Here is a 19,080-nt window from a genome sequence, read left to right as displayed (position 1 = left end):
TTTGTGATTTGCTTTTGCTTTTGCTTCATGTGCTCTGCGCTTTGCTTTTAGGTCTGAGGATTGGGCTTTGAAGGGCTGTATCCAGACTGCACATGACGGCGGGCAGCTAAAAGTCAAAGAGCAAAAAACATAAACCAGAAACCAGAAACCAAAAACAAAGGGAGAACGCTCGCGCATTCTCCCTTTGCTGTATCTGTAGTTAATCGTATTGATTACAGCGCCTGGAGGCGTTGCAGTGCCTGTTCCAGCGTACGTTGACGTTTCGCAAAGCAGAAACGTACAACGCCAGAGTCTGGCTGCTGTTGATAAAAGGCGCTCATTGGTATGCAGGCGACACCGGCCTCTCTGGTCATCCACTCAGCAAATTCTCTTTCAGGTAAGTCTGAAATATTCAGATAACGTACGCTTTGGAAATAAGTGCCATGACAAGGAAGTAACTCAAAACGGGATTGCTGTAATCCATCGCGAAAATAATCGCGCTTTTCCTGGTAAAACGCAGGTAACTCCCAATGTTGCCGCGAGTGCGACATATGTTCGGCTAATGCGGCCTGCATAGGGGAGTTGACGGTAAAAACATTGTATTGATGGACTTTGCGAAACTCTGTGCTCAGCATCTTAGGTGCCGCGATGTAGCCGACTTTCCAGCCCGTGACATGGAAGGTTTTGCCAAAGCTGGACACGATCAGACTACGTGCTTTCAGCTCAGGGTCGCTCGCCATCGAAGCATGGATCTGACCATCGAAAATAATGTGTTCATACACTTCATCAGACAAAATCAGGATGCGGCTATCTCTGACGCAGTCCTTGAGTGCCTGGATGTCATTCTGAGTCAATACAGTTCCGGTTGGATTATGCGGTGAATTCAGGATCAGCATCCGGGTTCTTGGAGTGATGGACTGTTTGACTTTATCCCAGGGTATGAAGTAACGATTGCCATCTAACTTCATTTGTACCGGCTTTGCGATGCCGCCAGCCAAATGGATGGAGGGCAGATAACTGTCGTAAGCAGGCTCTATGATGATGACTTCGTCGCCTGCATGCACGAAAGTCAGGATGGCCGTCAGCAGGGCCTGCGTCGCTCCGGCCGTCACTGTGATTTCGGACTCTGCATCATAGACACTGTCATACGCTATGCGGATCTTGTCTGCGATCGCATTTCTGAGTGTTGGCAGTCCAGGCATAGGAGGGTATTGATTGATCCCGGCCTGCATGGCAGTAGTGACGCGCTCTATCAGGGTGGGATCGCAGTCAAAGTCAGGAAAGCCTTGCCCCAGATTGATGGCCTGATGCTGTTGCGCCAGTTTGGACATGACGGAAAAGATGGTGGTGACCTCACCTGGAAATTTCGAGTCACTGGGAGAGAATTGAAATTTTGACATGATAGAGTGCGTAAAAAAGCCCCGGCTGGCGGGGCTTGAATGACAGGGATTATTTGGTGCCGAATAAGCGGTCACCGGCATCACCGAGTCCAGGCACGATGTAGCCATGTTCATTCAGGCATTTATCGATGGATGCGGTAATCACCGGTACATCAGGATGTGCCTTTTGCATGACCTGGATGCCTTCCGGTGCAGCTAACAGGCAAACGAACTTAATGGTTTTTGCGCCACCCAGTTTCAGTCTTTCTATCGCTGCAGCGGCGGAGTTACCCGTTGCCAGCATAGGATCAACCACGATGACCAGGCGGTCAGCGATATCTTCCGGCACTTTGTAGTAATACTCAACCGGTTCCAGGGTTTCTGGATCGCGGTACAGACCGATATGACCCACACGTGCATTTGGCAACAAATCCAGCATGCCATCCAGAATTCCATTGCCGGCACGCAGAACGGAAATAACGCACAGTTTTTTGCCGCTAATGGTTGGTGCATCAATAGTTTCGATTGGTGTTTCGATCTTAGTGAATCCGATCGGCAGGTCACGCGTCACTTCATATGCCAGCATCTGGCTGATCTCACGTAACAGACGGCGGAAATTATCTGTAGGCGTATCTTTACTGCGCATCAGGGACAGCTTGTGCTGAACTAATGGATGCTTAATTTCTGTGACTAATTCATTCAAGATGATTCTCCTGCTAATTTTGGTGTGACCGCTATTTTACGTTGCTGTAAGGCTTTATGGGAGAGCCAGAGCAGAAATTGGATGCAACAATCTGGAAATAAGGGGCTTTTCCCGCTTTACTCCAAGGATTGTTTATTTTTGCATCGCCGATAATTCTGATATGAGGTTTCACGCGCACGGGCCGGTGATGCGGAGAGACAAGGATATATTCAGGAGCGAAGCATGGATAACCAGTCACTGTTAAACAAATTTTCTTTGGGAGCTTACTCCCTTGATCGCCTTGACGATAGCAAGGAGGATTTGTTGTCTTCGCCTGATGTACTGGAGTCTAACTCTCGCATTGATGTAAAAGGAATTCGTGAAGCGATAGCGCGGGTAGAAGCCGAAGCCCGTGCCACCGTCGCGACGGAAACCCGTTTGAAAGCGGAAGAAGCCGCACGTGAATTAGCGCAAACCCGGGCCCAGGCTGAATCGGAAGCAGCAGAATTAGCGCAAGCTAAACTGAAACTGGAAGAAGAAGCTGCGAAACAGAGCCAGGCCAGGCTCATCGCTGAGAAAGAATCGCAGGCAGCCAGCGTCGCTCGTGCTGCGGCTCACGAGATGGAGTCGCGTGAATTGCAGCAACGTGCTGAGATGGAGCATCGTGCCCGTCAGCAGTCCGAATTGCGCCAGCGTCTGGAGCGTGAAGCACGTCAGCGCGCCGAGCAAAAATGGAAGACAGAAGCGGATTTAAGCAGCAAGGCCCATGCTGAAGCCAGTCGTCTCGCCGAACAAACAGAAGTTGCTAAAAGTTTCGCGGCTGAGCGTTTTGCTGCATCAGAAAGCGCCCGTCAACAAGCCAGTGAACGTGCATTAGCCGATGCAAAAATTGTTGAACTTGCTCGTGAGCGTGAGAAGCTTGATCGCGAAGCCCGTCAACATGCTGAAATGCTGGCCAAGGTACGCAATGAAGCTTTGCAGGCGAGTAAAGAGCGTGAGCAAGCCGAGGCAAAAGCCTTAGAAGTTGCCATTAACCGTGCGCCGATGGAGATACGCGCACGTGAAGATGCGATGGCACGTCTGCATATAGAACAAGAACAGGAGGCCATGGCGCAGGCTCGCATGGAGTCCGAGCAACGTGCTGCGGAAGCGATTCAGATGCGTATGCAGGCCGAACAGGACTTGCGCGCAGCAGCACAAAAGCGTGAGCAGGCTGAGTTAATGGCCGTCGCGACCGCGCAGGCACGTAAAGATGCAGAAGAAAGAATCCGTCAGGTCACGGAATCCCGTATCCGTGCTGAACGCGAGTTGCAGAGCACAGCATTGTCCCGTATCGAAAACGAACAGCAAGCGGATGCCCAGGCGCGTGAACGCCTGGCAGCAGAGGCGGCAGCAACCGAAGAAGCAAGATTGCGCCGTATCGCCGAGCAGGAAGCGACTGCGCTGGCACAGCAACGTGCGGCGGAGGAGCAGCGTGCCGCAGAGCTGGCCAAAGAGCGCATAGAGATAGAGCGCCAGGCCGTACAACTGGCGCGTGAACAAGCAGATGCTGAGCAACAGGCGCTGAGTGCATCCGCCTTCCAGGCTGAGCTGCTGAAGCGGGCTCAGGCTGCGTCAGAATTAAAAGCACAAAAAACCGCTGAGTTGCTGCAAGCAGAACAGCTGCGTGCAGACGCTGAGCAAAAGGCAGCACTAGCGCTGGAGGAAAAATTACAGGCAGAACGTAGCAAAACCCAGCAAGCGCATGCGCGTTCACAGACTGAGCGCGAACATATCGAGCTGTTACGCATGCAGGAAGAAGTAGCGCGGGCTGCCAGTTTAGCGCAGGAAAGCGAAATGATCGCTGAACGCATTGCGTTGGAAAAAGCGATGAAACAGGCGGAATTGCAGCAACGCCGCGCAGAAATGATGGCAAAGAAAACCCGCGACGCAGATGAACTGCTGCGTGTTCAGGAACAGTTGGCAAACGATGAGGCGAAAGCGATGGCATTGCTGGATGAAAAACTGGATGCAGAACGTCGTCGCGCAGTGGCGGTACAGGCGATGTTAGCAGCGGCAGAAGAAAAACTGGCACTGGAACAGGCTGCACGTGAACAGGCTGAGGCGGCCCGTTTTGCGGAGGAGCAGGCGAAAGCTGCTGCTGCGGCGCGTGAAGCAGCAGAACGTGCTGCACGCCAGGCTTCAGAAGAACAGGCACTGGTACAGCAACAGGCTTTGATTGAAGCCGAAAAGCAAAAAGAGATGCAGCAACAGGCTGCGCAATTTGCAGCTCTGCAGCAGCAACAGGCTGCTGAACTGACCAAAGCAGAACAAATTCGCAGTAAAGCAGAGCAGCAAGCCGCCAACCTCGCACAAGAAAAATTAGAGGCCGAAAAGCTGACCGCAGAAGAAATCATCGCCCGCGCCTGCGCTGATCGTGAGCATGTTGCGGTATTGCAGGCACGTCAGCAGCAAGAGCAGGAAGCACGTCTGGCGCGCCAGGCCATGATAGAAGCCGAGCAGCAGCGCTTGATCAAAATCCAGGAACATGCAGACTTACAAAAGCAGGCTGCGCAGGATGCAAAAGAAAAAGTTCAGCAAGCCGAGCAATTGGGAAAAACTTTGCGTTTGCGCGCAGAAGCGGAAAAAAAAGCGCTGACACTGGTACAGGAAAAACTGCATGCAGAACAGCTGTTAGCCGCTGAATTGGCCGAAAAAGCCCGCCTTGAAGAAGCGGAAAAGATCGAGCATCATGCACGTTTGCAAGCGGAGCAGGCGATCTGTGAGGCTTTAGAGTTTAAGCTGGCTCAGGAAAAACAATTACATGAAGAGCTGGCTGCGAAAGCCAACGCTGAACAGACTGCAGCCAATGCAGCTGAACAGCGCGTGAGAGCAGCCAGCCGCGCAAAGCGTTTGGAACAGGAAAAGGCCCAGTCACAACTGGCAGCAGCAGCTGCACTGGAAGAGCAGGCTCGCCTGGCAGAGCAGGCTGCGCTTGCAGCACAAGTGGCGGAACAGGCGGCAAAAGAAAAGCTGCAAGCCGAACAGCAAGCCAATGCGGCAGCACAGTGCCGCGCTCAGACGGAACAGGCGCAAGCGCGCGCAGCGGCCGAGCGTGCTGCTGCTGAAGCTGAAGCGCAGACTATGGCTCAGGCTAAGCTGGAAGCGGAAGTCGCGTTGCAGCAGCAGGCAAAATCCTATGCTGCGAGTCAGGTCAAGGCGCACCAGTTAGTGCAGGAGAAAAACCGCCGTCTGGCAGAGCTGGAGCAAGCTGTCGCTCAACGTGTAGAGCAGGAAGCCACCTTATTAATGACCACCGAGTCGCGTTTGTTGGCTGAACAACAGGCTCAGTCCGCAACCCAGGCTAAATTGGAACAAGAGCAGCTGGCACAACGTTTTGCCCAGGCCAATGCCGATGCAGAACGTATTGCTCATGCCGCCGCCGCCGCTACACTTGCAGCAGAACAGGCTTTACATCAGGAATTGGCCGCCCATGCTGAAGCTCAGCAATTGACTGCAAATCTGGTCGCACAGCGACTGCAGGCGGAAATTCAATTACGTAGTCTGGAGCAGCAACGTGCAGAGGCCGAGCAGGCATTGATGGTGACGCTTCAGCAAAAACAAGAAGCGGAACAGGCGCTGTTGAATGAGGCTGCCAGCCGCCAACAGGCTGAAGCAGAACAGCAAGCCCTGGCGCAGCAAGGTCTGCAGGCAGAACAGGAAGCACGGCTTGCCTTAGAGACGGTCAACGCCGCTGAAAAGCGCTGGTTACAAGAATCTGCCGAAGAAGCCTTGATTAAACGTGAAGCCGCCGCCGCTTTAGAGAAAAAATCAGCACTGTTGGCAGCTTCTGCACAGGCTGAGCAGGCACGCCTGCACACTGAGCAGGCTTTGAGTATCGAACTGGCCGCTAAACTGGCTTTCCAAGAGCAGGAACTGGCACTGCAACAAGCGACAGTGGCAGCAGAAGAAAAAGCCCGCGAACTGGCAGCGCAACGTCAGGTGTTGGCACAGGAAGCAGAAGCTGCCGCTCAGGCGCAGCTGCTGGCAGAGCAGGCCTTGTTTGCGCAATCCAGCCAACATGCGCATGCGCAGAAGCTGGCTAGTCAGGCTTTGGAAGCGCGTGTGGCTGAGACGCAGAAACTGTTAGATGCAGAAAATCAGCGTGCTGCGACAGAGGCGAACACCTTGGTGCTGATACGTGAAAAACTGCAGGCAGAACAAAGCGCTGCGGCCGCTGCAGTGGCAACCGAGCAGGCCGAACAGACTTATCTGCAGGCAGCACAAGAGCGCGCTAAAGCCGAGCAAGAAGCTGCAGTTGCGATGCAGGCCAAAGCAGAGGCTGAACAGGATGCTGCGCGCTTCGCTGCCTTGCATGCAGAAACAGAATTGGAAGCCAGTCGTCTCGCGCAAGTGAAAGCAGAAGAAATGCTGGCATTGCAAAAACTGGCCGCCGAACGTGCTCATGCAGAACAACAGGAATTACTGAAGCTGGCTGAACATCAGCAACTTGAGCAACAAACCATCGCACTCAAAAACCAGGCTTTGCAAGTCATCGATGCGAAGATGCAGGCAGAAGAAGCATTGGTACAGGCTGCACAAGAACGCCTGCAAATTGAAGAGCAGTTGGCAACGGATAGTCAGCAGCGTTTGGCGTTGCATCAGGAGTCCATACAAGCCGGGCAGCAGAAACGTGAGCTGGAAGCGCAACTGGCAGCAGCGCTCAGTACAGCGCTGACCGAAGACAATTTAGCCAGCGCAGCGTTGCAGGAACGCTGCGCGGCTGAGCAGAAATTACTCGAGCTGGCGTCTGCAAGACGCGAAAAAGAACAAGCTCTGGCAACGCAGCTGGCTAATCAACTTGCATTGGAACAGGCGGCACTGCAGGAACTGGAGCAACAGGAACAGGAGCAAGAGCAGCAACAAGCTGCGTTCGCTGATCTGATTTTGCGCAGGAGAGAAGAGCGTCAGGCAGCAAAACTGGCATTGGAGCAGGCGCGTGAGCAGGAATTGGCGCTGAGCGCAGAAGAGCAGTCTTTGCAGGAATTGTTGGCAGGGCAGGCTGTGCAAAATGAGAGACTGGCTGCTTTGCGTGAACAACAACGTCAGCAATTGACTGCCTTGCAAGCGCAATGGGCACATGAAGAGCAAAAACTGCAGGCAGCAGCGCAGGAAGAGCAGCAGCAACTCGCCCATGAACACCAGGCTGCAGAGGTGTTGGCACAGACACTGATACAGCGCTTGCGTGATCAGCGTCAACATCACGTGGTATGGCGTGAACAGGTGCAGCAGGTATTAGAGTCGGCACCTGTCACGCTGGATACCGACTTTACTCAGTCTGAGCCAGCAACGCCGGTTGGCCTGCGTCTGCGCCCATCGATACTTGCCGGTTTGATGTTGTGTGCAGGGATGATAGGGGCTGCCGGGTTCTCTCAGTTGCTGCCAGTGGTACATGCATCCGGCCAAGTAACCGGTAAAGTCGAAGGTAAGCAGGCGGCTGGCGTACAACAGTTGCCAGTGAAAACGGAGTATTCATCAGTCAATCAGTCAGTCATTCAGGCCGCTGATCAAGCTGAAAATCATGCTGTGAAGGTCACCGCAACTGGTTTGCAATTGAGCTATCAACTGGGTGGGGCTGCAGAGAAAAACAAGATCGCTGATCGTGAGGACAATGCCATTCAGACTGCTGAAGCTGAAGCGACACAGCTGGCCATGGTAAAAACCAAATAAGCTAACAGCGAAGGGCTAAGAGTTAATTGCAGGGGATAGGTGAAAACCGGTGGCAGGTCCACCGGTTTTTTTTATTATTCAAACAGGCTGAAATGCTACTGTTTGTAGGGGGAAGACAGACCTGAACTGACTTATTCAGGCTTGTATTCGGGGAAAATCATCACGGCGACAAAACCACGGTCTTCGTGGTTATAAATACGTAATCGTCCGCGATGGCGCTTGATAATGCGATCGACAATTGCCAGCCCTAAACCGGAGCCGTTAGCCTGACTACGCGATGCGTCAGCACGGGTAAAAGGGCGAAGCAGCCTGACCATATCATCAACCGGTGCGCCGTCACCATAGTCGCGGAAGCTGATCAATATGCCTTGCTTTTTCCCTTTGGTTTTCCGGCTGCATTGTACTTCGATGATGGTCGAAATCTTGTCTGGATTTTTACCGTAGCGGCTCGCGTTTTCTATCAGGTTGGAAAACATACGGTGTAACTCAGTGGCATTGCCGAGCATGAGTTGGTCCGGCGCGATATCGGTACGGATTTGTAAGTGATTCACCCTGGCATATTCTGAGATCACCTGCGCCAGTAAATCGCTGATATTAATGGTGGCGAAACCATGGCTATCCAGCGGTTTGGCGTAATCCAGAAATTGATTGATGATGGCATCCATCTGGCTCAGATCCGATTGCATGCCGAGGCGGGCATGCTGATCCAGATTGGACATTTCCACTTCCAGCTGCATCCTTGCTAATGGCGTGCGCAGATCATGAGAGATCCCTGCCAGAATAATCGTACGGTCTGTTTCTATCCGCGCCAGATCTTCGACCATGCTGTTAAAGCTGGCATTGGTTTCCCTGATTTCCTTGGGGCCCAGCTCTGGTAAGGGATCTGGTTGTTTGCCTTGTGCCAGCAGGCGCGCAGCCAGACTGACCCGAGATAAAGGATCATTGATCAGTTTGGAAATCACTGCGGCTCCCAGCAAGGTCAATATCAATGAGGCAGTGGCCCAACTGATCACAGGCAGTGTCATCGGTGGTTCTATGCGATCGGTATCCAGCCTGAGCCAGTATTGCTCCGCATCGATATCAAAACTGATCCAGAAACCCTTGATATCGTTAACGGATTTGGCAAAACGGGTAGAGTTGCTGAGCTTGACGCGCAGCATTTGACTCAGTTCACTGAAGAAGGCGGTATTTTCCTGCACTTCAACCTTATCGTTTTCGCTGACCAGATTTATCCGTATCCCTTCTTCGTGAGCCAGATCCAGCAGCAGTTCACGCCGGGTTTCGGGAATAGAATGGGTGAGGGCAGCACGCGTAATGGTGACGATAGAGACGATCTGGGAGCTTAATTGTTGTGCTCTCGGGGTGCGTTCCAGGCTACGGAAGCTGACAAACCAGACTATCATGCTGGTCATGACCAAGGTGGCCAGCATGATAAAGGTACGCCAGAAAAGACCGCTACGCAGCCATTCTGGGCTGTTTAAATAGGATTGCATTACAGGATACTAAGTTCGCAACTTAGTTTTTCTGACCATCAGGAATGAAAACGTAGCCTAGTCCCCAGACTGTCTGGATGTAGAGCGGACTGGATGGATCCGGTTCTATCAGCTTGCGCAGTCGGGAAATCTGTACGTCCAGGCTACGGTCGAACACCTCATACTCACGTCCGCGAGCCAGTTCCATTAACTTCTCTCTGGACATAGGCTGACGTGCGTGGCGGGCAAATACTTTTAAAACTGAAAATTCGCCCGTGGTCAGTGAAATTGTCTCATTATTTTTTTTCAGGGTACGGGTACCTAAATCGAGTACAAATTCCCCAAAGCTGAAAGTTTGCGGGCCATCGGATGGTGCGCCTGGCAGTTCATCCGGCACTTTTCTGCGCAATACAGCATTGATACGTGCTACCAGTTCACGAGGATTGAAGGGTTTAGGCAGGTAATCATCCGCGCCCATTTCCAGACCTATGATGCGGTCGACTTCCTCACCTTTTGCAGTCAGCATGATGATAGGTGTCTGATCGCCGCCGCCGCGCAAGCGCCTGCAGATGGCAAGCCCATCTTCACCTGGTAGCATCAGATCAAGTACCAGCATGTCGTAACGCTCACGCATCCAGAGCTTATTCATGACCTGGGCATTTTCAGCGCCCACTACGTAAAAGCCTTGTTCGGTCAGGTAGCGGCGCAGCAGCTCGCGCAGACGTAAGTCGTCATCAACAACCAGAATTTTGGCTTTGGGTGGATTGCTCACTGGGTTAGAGCTGGATTCATTGTTTATGTTCAGATTATTCATAGCCCGTATGGTACTTGCATCACTGTGGCTTGAAAACCGTTAGCCCGATCTGCTTACAGAAAGTTACACAGTTTACCGGCCAGTTGCTATGGACTGTTGGCATTTAAGTTACTCGCCATTTAAATGAGAACAGTCAAAAAATAAAATAGCCACTGCTGGCTGGCTTTTCTGACCTTATCGTGTTTGCACTGTATACCTTGTCCAGAGGTAAAGGCAAGTTTTTGTTGAGCGGTATCAAGACCGTCGTCTTGAATTAAGTGTGCGGAATTGCAGTCTGAACGCCAGTCGGCATCGTCGTCAGAGGCCATGACTATGGCTGGATATTCATTGCCAGCGTCAGGGAAGGGAAAGTGTCATGCGAGCAAAGCTAGCGCATTGCTGATTAAGGCAGAGGTCTCTGACGCAGATTTATTTGCCAGCAGCTAGTCTTGCAAAGAAATTGAACGTATTGAACGTATTGAACGTTTGTTGTACGTTTGTTCAATTTTAACCCATCTGCCTTGCGCACCAATCTGTCTGATGCTTCTGCGCTTGAGGAGGGGCAAAGCAAAGCGAAATTTGGTGACAGGCTTGATGGTAATGCAGAGCAGCGTCTTCACTCTGTATGCTTGCGTATCTCTTTCAATCTGTTGCGCACATCGTTTTTGACCGGATATATTCTTGTTCGCTCCAATCCGGTCACACTCAGTCAAGCTTAGTCATCAGCGACGATGTTGTTTCATGATTTTTTGTTGTTCGCGCTGCCAGTCGCGTTCTTTTTCTGTGTCGCGTTTATCGTGCTGCTTTTTACCTTTGGCGAGGCCTATCTGGCATTTGATACGGCCTTTGCTGAAATGCATATTCAGCGGAACCATGGTGTAGCCTGAGCGTTCTACTTTGCCGATTAGTTTGCTGATTTCTGCGGCATGCAGCAACAGCTTACGGGTGCGGACCGAGTCAGGATGTATGTGCGTGGATGCGGTAGGCAAGGCGCCAATATGGGCGCCGAACAGGAAGATCTCACCGTCACGTACTATCACATAGGCTTCTTTTAACTGCAATCTGCCGGCGCGGATAGCCTTGACTTCCCAGCCTTGTAATACAACTCCAGCCTCGAACTGTTCCTCGATAAAGTAATCGTGGAAGGCTTTTCTATTATCAGCAATACTCATTGATCGTGGTTTTTCTTGATGTCGCCGTCACAGAAATGGCCGCGGCGATTTCGATATGGTGATGACTCGGTTAAAATGCGAACCTGTGATTCTACCAAATGGTTCCCTTAGATGGCAGTTGTACATAAAACAGTTTTCATTGGCTTTAGCGCAGCCCAGATGTTTGCGCTGGTTGAAGCGGTCGAAAAATATCCGGAATTTCTGCCCTGGTGCGGTGGCGTCAGCGTGGCTGAACGGACGCCGACTGGTCTGACCGCCACTTTATCGATCAATTATCACGGTATCCGCCAAAGCTTTACTACACAAAACATCAATCAGCCACCACACAGCATGCAAATGAATTTGCTGGAAGGGCCGTTCCGGCAATTAAGTGGTCAATGGAAATTCACAGAATTGCGCGCAGACGCCTGCAAAATTGAGTTTGATCTCAATTACGAGTTCTCCAGCAAATTATTGGAGCATTTGATTGGTCCTGTGTTTGGCAAGATTGCCAATAGTTTTGTTGATTGTTTTTGCGCGCGCGCTGAGGTGGTGTATGCCTGATTCTGTTACTACAGCGATGATTACAGTACAAGTTGTGTATGCGGCTCAGAATGCGATCTACCGTACTCAGGCGACGCTTGCTGCAGATGCGACCCTGCATGACGCCATTGTGCAAAGTGGTATCGTGAAAATGTGCCCGGCCATCGATGTCAGCGTCATGAAAGTCGGTGTGTTCGGCAAATTGCGGGCACTGGACGCCGGTTTGCATGACGCGGACCGGATAGAAATTTACCGGCCCTTATCTGCAGATCCTATGGAAGCGCGCCGCCGCCGTGCCAAAAAGCAGGCGCGCCAGCAGGCCTCATCCTGAAGCCTGCACCTCAGCACAGAGTAGTAGCGTAGTACTGCATTAGCTTACTGGCAGCCAGCGGTTGCCTTTTTTGTATCCGCGATTTCTTTGGCTCTTTGCGCATCATCCATATAATTGCGCTCGCCGTTTTTATCGGTGGTGGCGACTCTTACGCCAGACTCCAGGGTCTTTTGATAGGTTTTAGCGCGTTCACAGTTTTTGCTTTTCTCCGACGCGGCTTGCTGGTCGTCAGCGGTTTTTTTATCTTTTTCAGCCTGCTCGGCGCGGCGCTTGTTGTAGTCTTCATTGCGCGAGGCCGTGGTGACTGGCTTGTTGGCCGAGGCGGCATTCGCAGCTGCGCTGGCTTCCCTTGCTGGCGCTGCCGGCTCACTTTGCTCCGTCGATTTGCCCGGTGTTTTAAGGATGCGGTTTTTTGGTACGGAGGCGGGTGGCGCGGTATCGGAGTACTGTTTATTTCCCTTGTCATCCACCCATACATACTGAGCCAGCGCGTGACCGGTAATGCCAAAGGCGAAAAGGGCGGAGATAATTTGAATCTGACGACGTAACATAGCGGACTCTCTGATAAACGGCCAATAAAAAGATACGTGAGTTTTACACGTCTGCAGACGAGTTCGCAAGTTTTCTGTATAATTCACTTTTGCGCCTATAGGAAATACTATGCGTTTACTCCAAAAAGCACTCACTTTCGATGACGTGCTACTCGTTCCAGCTTACTCGAACATCCTCCCTAAAGACACTTCTCTTGCGACGAAATTGACGCGCAATATTCATTTGAATATTCCGTTGGTATCCGCTGCTATGGATACAGTGACTGAAGCCAGACTGGCAATTGCCATGGCACAGGAAGGCGGTATCGGTATCATCCACAAAAACCTCACAGCTAAAGAGCAGGCCCGCGAAGTCGCGAAGGTCAAGCGCTTTGAGTCCGGTGTGCTGCGTGATCCGATCACGATTCCGCCTAGCATGAAAATCCGTGAGGTGATTGCCTTGTCCCAGCAATACGGGATCAGTGGCTTCCCTGTGGTGGAAGGCAATACTGTAGTCGGTATCATCACCAACCGCGATTTGCGTTTCGAAGAAGAACTCGATGCGGAAGCACGTTCCAAAATGACGCCACGTGAAAAGCTGGTGTATGTGAATGAAACAGCTGACCTGTCTGAAGCCAAGCGTCTGATGAATAAGCACCGCCTGGAACGTGTTCTGGTGGTCAATGACAGCTTCGAATTGCGTGGTCTGATCACCGTCAAAGATATACAAAAATCGACCGAACATCCTTTCGCATCCAAAGATGTGCACGGTAAGTTGCGTGTCGGTGCTGCGGTCGGCGTCGGTCCGGATAATGAAGAACGTATCGACTTGCTGGCAAAAGCAGGTGTGGACGTCATCGTGGTCGATACCGCGCATGGTCACTCCAAAGGTGTGCTGGATCGCGTACGTTGGGTTAAGGATAACTACCCACATATCGAAGTCATCGGTGGCAATATCGCAACCGCAGCTGCGGCCTTAGCACTGGTTGAACATGGTGCCGATGCGGTGAAAGTCGGTATTGGTCCTGGTTCTATCTGTACTACCCGTATCGTTGCCGGTGTGGGTGTGCCTCAGATTACTGCGATTGCCAATGTCGCCAACGCGCTCAAAGGCACTGGCGTTCCTTGTATCGCTGACGGTGGTGTACGCTTCTCTGGCGACGTCTCCAAAGCACTGGCTGCTGGCGCATCGACGGTCATGATGGGCAGTATGTTTGCCGGTACCGAAGAAGCACCGGGCGAAGTCATCCTGTTCCAGGGCCGCAGCTACAAATCGTATCGCGGTATGGGCAGTCTGGGCGCGATGGCTGACGGTTCCGCTGACCGTTACTTCCAGGATGCTGCCAATAATGCAGACAAACTGGTGCCGGAAGGTATTGAAGGTCGTGTGCCTTACAAAGGCAGTGTATTAGCCATCCTGTATCAACTGGTCGGCGGTGTACGCTCTTCCATGGGTTACTGTGGTTGCGGCTCTATCGATGACTTGCATACCAAGGCAGAATTTGTAGAAATCACTTCTGCCGGGATGCGTGAATCGCATGTACATGATGTGCAAATCACCAAGGAAGCTCCGAACTACCGCGCTGACTAATCATCAGTGAACCAGAGGGAGGAAGCATGTCTGCAAGCGTAGGTGGATTTCATTCAACGGGGATACGGCAGCTGCAAGCAGGTGTCGAACGTCTGATGAGTGAAAAATTCGACACCCGGATCGCCCGTTTTGAGCGCCTGGGATTGCAGCTGTTTTCTGTGGCCAATTGCTTTGTGAGCTTTGGCCAACTCTCTGGGCGGTCCGGTGGTAATGAAAAGTCCATCACCGAAATGGAAGCTTTGTTTTGTGACGCGATTCCTTGCGAGGATGAGATCGTGGTCATCTCCGATCTCAATCAACATACTGAGCTTGCGGAAAGCCGCTACGTCGCCGGGCCACCGTTTATTCGATTTTTCGCTTCGCATCCGGTCTATACGCAAGATGGACAATTGGCAGGATGTTTGCGTCTGCTTGATTATCAGCCGCGCCAGTTGGATGAGTCACAGCGCTTGCTGCTGACAGATCTGGCGGCACTGATAGAGCGCGAGCTGGCACTGGGTGTCATGCTGCAGACCCATAACGAACTGCTTAAGCAAAACCGGGTATTGAAGCGCGAGGCGATGATAGATCCCTTGCTGGGTACCTGGAATAAGGGCGCAATTTTCCGCTCCCTGAGTATAGAGATGGAGCGCTGTGCCAAGGCGCAAAAGCCCTTATCGCTGCTGTTTGTTTATCCGGATCAGATTGATCAGATCCGCGCTGCTTATGGTCTTGCGGCGACTGATCAGTTGCTGATACGTGTAGTTAGCCGGGTACGTTCCTGCATCCGTCCTTTTGATGCGCTGGGACGGTTTGGTTCGGATCAGTTGCTGATCGTATTGCCCGGCGCGTCGCATCTGGTCGCATTCGCGGTGGCGGAACGTATCCGTCTCGCCGTGATGACGCACCCTGAATGGGTGGATGACGCGGAAAAAAATTTGACGGTCTGTAGTGGGGTGGTGTCGACCGACACCTTCCCCGATGCAGATCCAGAAGCCTTGATCAGCCTCGCTGAAAAAGCCCTGCTCTCTGCGAGGACAGCAGGAAACAATAGTGTTGTACAGGCAGCGCCCGCACAACCAGACATGATTATTTGAATTATGCACTCCAAAATACTGATACTTGATTTCGGTTCGCAAGTCACGCAACTGATCGCCCGCCGTGTGCGCGATGCCGGTGTGTTTTCTGAAGTTCATCCTTACGATGTCAGTGATGAATTCATTAAAAATTATGGCGCAGCCGGGATTATCCTGTCTGGTGGCCCGAACAGCGTGACCGAAGGCGACACTCCACGTGCGCCGCTGGCAGTGTTTGAGGCTGGCGTGCCGGTACTGGGGATTTGCTATGGTATGCAAACCATGGCCGAGCAGCTCGGTGGTAAAGTGGAAAATGGTCTGGTACGCGAATTCGGCTATGCTGAAGTGCGTGCGCGCAGCCATACCGCTTTGCTCAAAGATATCCATGATTTTGTGACGCCGGAAGGCCATGGCATGCTCAAAGTCTGGATGAGTCACGGCGACAAGGTCAATGAAATGCCGCCTGGTTTCAAACTGATGGCATCAACCGACAATTGCCCGATCGCGGCGATGGCTGATGAAGAGCGCCGTTTTTATGCTGTTCAGTTCCATCCTGAAGTCACTCACACTGTGCAGGGTGAAGCAATTATCGGTCGCTTTGTGCACGAGATCTGCGGCTGCCAGTCTGACTGGAATATGCCTGACTATATCGCTGAAGCGGTGGCCGCTATCCGCGCCCAGGTAGGCAGTGATGAAGTGATACTCGGTTTGTCTGGTGGTGTAGACAGCAGTGTTGCCGCAGCGCTGATCCATCGCGCCATCGGTGATCAGCTGACTTGCGTATTCGTCGATCATGGCCTGTTGCGCCAGGACGAAGGCAAGATGGTCATGGAAATGTTTGCCAATAATCTGGGTGTGAAAGTGATCCATGTCGATGCGACTGCCCAGTTCATGGGGCATCTGACCGGCGTTACCGATCCTGAAGCAAAACGCAAAATCATCGGTCGCGAATTTGTTGAGGTATTCCAGGCCGAATCCGCCAAACTCAGCAATGCAAAATGGCTGGCGCAGGGCACCATTTATCCGGACGTCATCGAAAGCGCCGGTAAAGGTAAAAAGGGTTCGCATACCATCAAGAGCCACCACAATGTCGGCGGTTTGCCAGATACCCTGAACCTGAAACTGCTGGAGCCATTGCGCGAACTGTTTAAGGATGAAGTCCGTAAGCTGGGCGTCGCGCTGGGCCTGCCACATGGCATGGTGTATCGCCATCCATTCCCTGGCCCTGGCCTGGGCGTGCGCATTTTGGGTGAAGTCAAAAAAGAATTCGCCGACCTGCTGCGTAAAGCCGATGCGATTTTCATCGAAGAATTGCGCACTAACTTTGTTGATCCTAACGCAGAAAAACCAGTCAGCTGGTACGACGCGACCAGCCAGGCATTTGCCGTTTTCCTGCCGGTTAAATCGGTAGGCGTCATGGGCGATGGCCGCACCTATGACTACGTAGTCGCTTTACGTGCTGTGCAAACCCAGGACTTCATGACCGCCCACTGGGCCCACCTGCCGCACGAATTATTAGGCAAGGTTTCCAACCGGATTATCAACGAAGTACGCGGCATCAACCGCGTGGTTTACGATATCTCTGGCAAACCACCGGCAACGATAGAGTGGGAATGATCACACGTCTGGCATCAGCAGGCAGCTGATGGCACCAAAACACTCGTAAGCCCGCGTCACTGCGGGCTTTTTTGTTTTTTGGTCTGGCATTGGCTGGCATCTTCAGGCACCGGCAAGTACGCTTTTCCTGTAGTACGGCGGATGGCGCTATCACTTTTGAGTCCATCAAAGGTGCCCGATACCATGCCATTACCTGTAGTCTGCGCATAGCAGGCTTAGAGCGAATCACCATATCGAACAAAGAGCGGCACATTCAATATTCCTATTTCACCATTTCGTCAAATAAATAGAAGACTGCTTATCGCAGTTAATTGTTTATGTTGTCTTTAAAGTCGATGCTCTTTAGACATTGTCTGGCCATTAGAATATTAAGCATGTAAATTCTTTAGAAAGGAATCAATGACAAATTGATGTTGCTCAATTTCGAGGTGATCGACGCACGGACAATAAAGCATTCCCAGATAGTTAATACCTAGATGGCGGTAAGTCAGTTCAAACATTTGTTCAAAGCATACCGGCGGCTCGATATCGCATCCCGTAGCAAGCAAAGACGCACTTTTACTCCTTAGCTGGCGGCCAAGATTCTTCTCAATCGTCATTAAATCTGAAAGGCGATCAAGAAACACCTTCATTTCACTACTTGCGGCATACCAATAGATTGGTGACGCCAGCATAATATGGTCAAACATCAGGATTTCTTTCATCAGTGGCAGAAAATCATCGTTGATGTTGCGATGCTCGTAATCGTATGTACCTATTTTGTAATCCGCTAGGTTGAATAAAGTTCCTGCAACGCCGTTTCGCAAGTATGTCGCTAATTGATGAGTGTTACCCTGGTTACGCGCAGTTCCTAAAATAATTGCTACTCGCATTTCAAGCATCCTTAAATGAAGTTGAAAATTAACAAAATTTAGTATAAAACCTCAACTTAACTTTAGGTCAAGAGGCTTTTATGTCTAAATTTCTGTCTGACGATGCCTCCCATCGTCTTACAGTTGGAGATGTCGCTAAACGCAGTGGAGTGGCAATTTCAGCTGTGCATTTTTATGAGTCCAAAGGATTTATAAAAAGTTTGCGTAGTGCCGGCAATCAGCGGCGGTTTTCTCGCGATGTGTTACGTCGAATTGCGGTAATTAAGGTGGCACAAAGAATCGGTATTTCACTGGCATCAATCAAAACTGCATTGTCAGAGTTACCTGAGGGGCGAACTCCGACTGCTGCAGATTGGAAAAAATTATCGGCACGCTGGAGAGTAGAGTTAGACGACAGAATTGCGAACCTTACCGAGCTACGCGAACAACTAACTGACTGCATAGGATGCGGTTGCTTATCTCTTGAGGCTTGCAAGCTTCGCAATCCTTTGGATGAGTTATCTGAACGAGGCTCTGGGCCGAGACTAATGCGGTTCGAATCACAGACTCAGAATGAAAAGGAATAAGCAGTAGGGATACCTAGCGCCTGTTAACATACAGGGAAATGTGTTTACATTCGGTATTTGAAAAACGGCATACCGACATGCAAAGTACTCGAAAGATACTGCGAGATGATCAGTGGGAGAAAATAGAACCCTTATTGCCGTGAAAAGTAGGTGATCCTGAGCGATCCGGGCAAGATAACCGTCAGTTTATTGAGGCTGTATTATGGATAGTGCGAACCAGTTCGCCGTGGCGTGATTTGCCAGCAGAACTTGGGAATTGGGATACTACCTACACAAGTTTTAAGCGTTGGGGTCAAGCGTGCGCATCTACACTTAGCAGGTGCGGCAAAAAAGAAGGCCGCCAAGCGATAGAACGTTCACGCGGTGGCTTAAAGAGCAAAATGCACGTCGCGGTGGATGAACTTGGCAATCCTGTGCGTTGGTTACTGACAGGAGGAGAGCAATCCGATATGAGTCAAGGTCAGCCGCTGGTGGATGGCTTTCTGGCGAAAGTACTATTGACCGACAAAGGATATGACGCGAATGCGTTTGTGGAATACCTTGGCGCCTAGGGTATGCAGGCGGTTATTCCACCTAAGAAAAACAGGCTTGAGTAGCGGGAATATGACCTTCATTTGTACAAAGATCGACATATTATTGAACGTTTTTTTAACCGCATAAAGCAACTCAGAAGGATCGCAACAAGATATGAAAAAATGGATAGAAACGTCGGTTCCTTCATCAATCTTGTGTTTGCTTACCTTTGGATAGCTTGAATGTTAATAGACCCTTGTGTTAATTACGATAGCATGGGAATGATGCTCGCTGATT

At 51.3% G+C, this 19,080-nt stretch carries 16 protein-coding genes and 2 pseudogenes; 10 read left to right on the top strand and 8 right to left on the bottom strand.

Translation table 11 applies throughout. The features are described from left to right. Window positions 1-212: 212 nt before the first annotated feature. Window positions 213-1,379 (bottom strand): methionine aminotransferase, encoded by a 1,167-nt coding sequence (locus EYB48_RS03165; protein ID WP_162018812.1) that lies wholly within the window; start codon window positions 1,377-1,379, stop codon window positions 213-215. A gap of 49 nt (window positions 1,380-1,428) precedes the next feature. Beyond that, window positions 1,429-2,064: a uracil phosphoribosyltransferase gene (upp, locus tag EYB48_RS03160; RefSeq protein WP_408058252.1), complete on the bottom strand. Its 636-nt coding sequence runs from the start codon at window positions 2,062-2,064 to the stop codon at window positions 1,429-1,431. 219 nt (window positions 2,065-2,283) lie between these two features. On the opposite strand from upp, the gene EYB48_RS03155 reads away from it, so the two are divergent. Continuing rightward, window positions 2,284-7,749, top strand: coding sequence for a hypothetical protein (locus EYB48_RS03155; protein ID WP_162018810.1), 5,466 nt, complete (start codon window positions 2,284-2,286; stop codon window positions 7,747-7,749). Between the two features lie 131 nt (window positions 7,750-7,880). Here EYB48_RS03155 and EYB48_RS03150 read toward each other — a convergent pair whose 3' ends face one another. The 4 genes and pseudogenes from EYB48_RS03150 to smpB all read right to left on the bottom strand — a co-directional run. After that, window positions 7,881-9,242, bottom strand: coding sequence for an ATP-binding protein (locus EYB48_RS03150; RefSeq protein WP_162018809.1), 1,362 nt, complete (start codon window positions 9,240-9,242; stop codon window positions 7,881-7,883). Between the two features lie 22 nt (window positions 9,243-9,264). Continuing rightward, window positions 9,265-10,035 (bottom strand): osmolarity response regulator transcription factor OmpR, encoded by a 771-nt coding sequence (ompR, locus tag EYB48_RS03145; protein ID WP_162018808.1) that lies wholly within the window; start codon window positions 10,033-10,035, stop codon window positions 9,265-9,267. 119 nt (window positions 10,036-10,154) lie between these two features. Next, on the bottom strand, window positions 10,155-10,343 hold the full coding sequence (locus EYB48_RS03140; protein WP_162018807.1) for a hypothetical protein: 189 nt from the start codon (window positions 10,341-10,343) through the stop codon (window positions 10,155-10,157). A 393-nt stretch (window positions 10,344-10,736) separates the two neighbouring features. Beyond that, window positions 10,737-11,195: pseudogene (gene smpB, locus EYB48_RS03135) on the bottom strand (SsrA-binding protein SmpB); the annotation flags it as partial. A 102-nt stretch (window positions 11,196-11,297) separates the two neighbouring features. On the opposite strand from smpB, the gene EYB48_RS03130 reads away from it, so the two are divergent. Together EYB48_RS03130 and EYB48_RS03125 are read left to right on the top strand one after the other, a co-directional pair. Continuing rightward, window positions 11,298-11,729 carry a type II toxin-antitoxin system RatA family toxin gene (locus EYB48_RS03130; RefSeq protein ID WP_162018805.1) on the top strand — a complete coding sequence of 144 codons (432 nt, stop codon included), beginning with the start codon at window positions 11,298-11,300 and terminating at the stop codon, window positions 11,727-11,729. Then, window positions 11,722-12,039, top strand: a complete 318-nt coding sequence (locus tag EYB48_RS03125) for an RnfH family protein (RefSeq protein ID WP_235934849.1) — start codon at window positions 11,722-11,724, stop codon at window positions 12,037-12,039. The genes EYB48_RS03130 and EYB48_RS03125 overlap by 8 nt, the downstream gene beginning before the upstream one ends. A 44-nt stretch (window positions 12,040-12,083) precedes the next feature. Here the strand turns inward: EYB48_RS03125 and EYB48_RS03120 are convergent, their stop codons facing one another. Continuing rightward, window positions 12,084-12,590 (bottom strand): DUF4124 domain-containing protein, encoded by a 507-nt coding sequence (locus EYB48_RS03120; RefSeq protein ID WP_162018804.1) that lies wholly within the window; start codon window positions 12,588-12,590, stop codon window positions 12,084-12,086. Window positions 12,591-12,699: 109 nt separating this feature from the next. Here EYB48_RS03120 and guaB point away from each other — a divergent pair, with 109 nt between their 5' ends. From guaB to guaA, 3 genes are read left to right on the top strand one after another with little or no spacing between them, the layout of a single operon-like run. After that, complete coding sequence (gene guaB, locus EYB48_RS03115) at window positions 12,700-14,160, top strand: IMP dehydrogenase (RefSeq protein WP_162018803.1); 1,461 nt, start codon at window positions 12,700-12,702, stop codon at window positions 14,158-14,160. A gap of 26 nt (window positions 14,161-14,186) precedes the next feature. Then, window positions 14,187-15,236 carry a GGDEF domain-containing protein gene (locus tag EYB48_RS03110; protein WP_162018802.1) on the top strand — a complete coding sequence of 350 codons (1,050 nt, stop codon included), beginning with the start codon at window positions 14,187-14,189 and terminating at the stop codon, window positions 15,234-15,236. Between the two features lie 3 nt (window positions 15,237-15,239). Beyond that, window positions 15,240-16,832: a glutamine-hydrolyzing GMP synthase gene (guaA, locus tag EYB48_RS03105; protein ID WP_162018801.1), complete on the top strand. Its 1,593-nt coding sequence runs from the start codon at window positions 15,240-15,242 to the stop codon at window positions 16,830-16,832. A gap of 368 nt (window positions 16,833-17,200) precedes the next feature. Here guaA and EYB48_RS03100 read toward each other — a convergent pair whose 3' ends face one another. Further along, window positions 17,201-17,704: a flavodoxin family protein gene (locus EYB48_RS03100; protein ID WP_162018800.1), complete on the bottom strand. Its 504-nt coding sequence runs from the start codon at window positions 17,702-17,704 to the stop codon at window positions 17,201-17,203. Between the two features lie 80 nt (window positions 17,705-17,784). Here EYB48_RS03100 and soxR point away from each other — a divergent pair, with 80 nt between their 5' ends. The 4 genes and pseudogenes from soxR to EYB48_RS19485 all read left to right on the top strand — a co-directional run bounded on the left by soxR (window position 17,785) and on the right by EYB48_RS19485 (window position 19,025). Then, a complete protein-coding gene (gene soxR, locus EYB48_RS03095; protein WP_162018799.1) occupies window positions 17,785-18,270 on the top strand; it encodes a redox-sensitive transcriptional activator SoxR in 486 nt (161 codons plus the stop codon). A 77-nt stretch (window positions 18,271-18,347) separates the two neighbouring features. Then, window positions 18,348-18,534: pseudogene (locus EYB48_RS19495) on the top strand (transposase); the annotation flags it as partial. After that, the gene (locus EYB48_RS19490; protein WP_408058251.1) at window positions 18,507-18,821 is read left to right on the top strand and encodes a transposase; all 315 of its coding nucleotides are present in this window, start codon (window positions 18,507-18,509) and stop codon (window positions 18,819-18,821) included. The pseudogene EYB48_RS19495 and the gene EYB48_RS19490, both read left to right, overlap by 28 nt. A 63-nt stretch (window positions 18,822-18,884) precedes the next feature. Further along, window positions 18,885-19,025, top strand: coding sequence for a transposase (locus EYB48_RS19485; RefSeq protein ID WP_408058247.1), 141 nt, complete (start codon window positions 18,885-18,887; stop codon window positions 19,023-19,025). Window positions 19,026-19,080 lie beyond the last annotated feature (55 nt).

This window comes from Cognatundibacterium crateris, assembly GCF_010078235.1.
Lineage (GTDB): Bacteria > Pseudomonadota > Gammaproteobacteria > Burkholderiales > Burkholderiaceae_D > Undibacterium > Undibacterium crateris.
The sequence above is the reverse complement of the archived record's forward strand: the minus strand, read 5'-3'. Positions and strand labels throughout refer to the sequence as shown.

What these genes read in the sequence shown, in the direction of transcription:
- EYB48_RS03165 (WP_162018812.1), bottom strand. Translation starts at nt 1,379, where the DNA reads ATGTCAAAATTTCAATTCTCTCCCAGTGACTCGAAATTTCCAGGTGAG.
- EYB48_RS03155 (WP_162018810.1), top strand. Translation starts at nt 2,284, where the DNA reads ATGGATAACCAGTCACTGTTAAACAAATTTTCTTTGGGAGCTTACTCC.
- EYB48_RS03150 (WP_162018809.1), bottom strand. Translation starts at nt 9,242, where the DNA reads ATGCAATCCTATTTAAACAGCCCAGAATGGCTGCGTAGCGGTCTTTTC.
- ompR (WP_162018808.1), bottom strand. Translation starts at nt 10,035, where the DNA reads ATGAATAATCTGAACATAAACAATGAATCCAGCTCTAACCCAGTGAGC.
- EYB48_RS03140 (WP_162018807.1), bottom strand. Translation starts at nt 10,343, where the DNA reads ATGGCCTCTGACGACGATGCCGACTGGCGTTCAGACTGCAATTCCGCA.
- EYB48_RS03130 (WP_162018805.1), top strand. Translation starts at nt 11,298, where the DNA reads ATGGCAGTTGTACATAAAACAGTTTTCATTGGCTTTAGCGCAGCCCAG.
- EYB48_RS03125 (WP_235934849.1), top strand. Translation starts at nt 11,722, where the DNA reads ATGCCTGATTCTGTTACTACAGCGATGATTACAGTACAAGTTGTGTAT.
- EYB48_RS03120 (WP_162018804.1), bottom strand. Translation starts at nt 12,590, where the DNA reads ATGTTACGTCGTCAGATTCAAATTATCTCCGCCCTTTTCGCCTTTGGC.
- guaB (WP_162018803.1), top strand. Translation starts at nt 12,700, where the DNA reads ATGCGTTTACTCCAAAAAGCACTCACTTTCGATGACGTGCTACTCGTT.
- EYB48_RS03110 (WP_162018802.1), top strand. Translation starts at nt 14,187, where the DNA reads ATGTCTGCAAGCGTAGGTGGATTTCATTCAACGGGGATACGGCAGCTG.
- guaA (WP_162018801.1), top strand. Translation starts at nt 15,240, where the DNA reads ATGCACTCCAAAATACTGATACTTGATTTCGGTTCGCAAGTCACGCAA.
- EYB48_RS03100 (WP_162018800.1), bottom strand. Translation starts at nt 17,704, where the DNA reads ATGCGAGTAGCAATTATTTTAGGAACTGCGCGTAACCAGGGTAACACT.
- soxR (WP_162018799.1), top strand. Translation starts at nt 17,785, where the DNA reads ATGTCTAAATTTCTGTCTGACGATGCCTCCCATCGTCTTACAGTTGGA.